This window comes from Vibrio sp. JZG120 (assembly GCF_053890955.1).
Genome location: NZ_JBSRRK010000042.1, coordinates 1 through 1,259, shown reverse-complemented (window position 1 = coordinate 1,259; position 1,259 = coordinate 1). Strand labels below are relative to the sequence as shown.

At 45.7% G+C, this 1,259-nt stretch carries 1 pseudogene; it reads right to left on the bottom strand.

Going from position 1 to position 1,259, the window contains the following annotated elements:
• Positions 1-57: 57 nt before the first annotated feature.
• Positions 58-1,179, bottom strand: a pseudogene (locus tag ACWPOD_RS23695) (IS3 family transposase).
• Positions 1,180-1,259 lie beyond the last annotated feature (80 nt).

Below are 1,259 nucleotides of genomic sequence, written 5' to 3'. Positions count from 1 at the left end.
AGAAGTGGACCCCAATGGTTGGACACATAAGCTAATTCCTTAAGTGGTTGATCCAGCTCATGCTGCGTATCTCTGCCTGCCGAAGTAGGCTTCATCAGGGGTAAGGTTATTGAGTCCCTGATGGTTACGCTCCTCATTATAAAACACCATGTAGTGACCGATTTCAAGCTCGGCTTCACGAGGTGTGGTATAAGCTTTTAGGTAAATCTCCTCATATTTCAGGCTTCGCCATAATCGTTCGATGAAAACATTGTCGATCCAACGACCTTTCCCATCCATGCTGATCCGTACATTATGGTCGATCAACTTCTGTGTGAACTCAGTGCTGGTAAACTGACTGCCTTGATCTGAATTGGAGATATCGGGTGGTCCGTAGTGCTTAAGCGCTTCTTCAAGAGCTTCGATACAAAAGCTAGTCCATGGTGTTAGATAACCGCCAAGACAGCACCTTACAGCTATACCAATCGATGATGGCAACAAGGTAGAGGAACCCTTTAGCCATCGGGACATACGTGATATCGATTGCCCACGCTTGGTTGGGGTAAGTAACTTCGATGTCACGCAATAGGTAGGGATAAACCTTGTGTGCTTTGTTCGCCAGTGTCGTTTTTGGCTTGGGATAAATTGCTCCAATGCCCATTTTACGCATGATACGAACGATACGCTTGCGATTAACCTTATGGCTTTTTTTAGCCAGCTCAGTTCGAAAACGCCTACTGCCCATGAACGGATACTGAAGGTGAGTTTCGTCAATCATACGACGCAATTCAATCTCCTCAGCAGAAAGTCCTATGGGCTGGTAATAAGCCGTAGAGCGAGCAATATTGAGAAGCTCGCACTGGCGCTTTATCGGTAGTTGGGTGGATTTATCCAGCGAACTCTTTCGCTGTGCTCGATCTAACGACCGAGCACTTTCGCCAAAAAATCATTTTCCATGGTCAATTGACCGATCTTAGCGTGGAGTTTGTCCACTTCTTCAGAATTGTCTTTGCCCAACTGACTTTCAGAGGCAAAGATCATGGCTGCATTTTCAAGCAGCTCTTTCTTCCATGTTGAGTTCTGGTTGGGATGCAGGTTGTACTTCTGTTCTAACTCAGCGACAGTTTTATCACCTTTAGCGGCAGCCAATGCCACCTTAGCTTTAAATTCGGGAGAGTGGTTTCTGCGTTTTCCAGTCATAATCTGCTCCAGTATTTCTGGGTACTATCAAAACAGATCAATCACTTAAAGTCATGTCCGAAAATCGGGGACCACTTCTG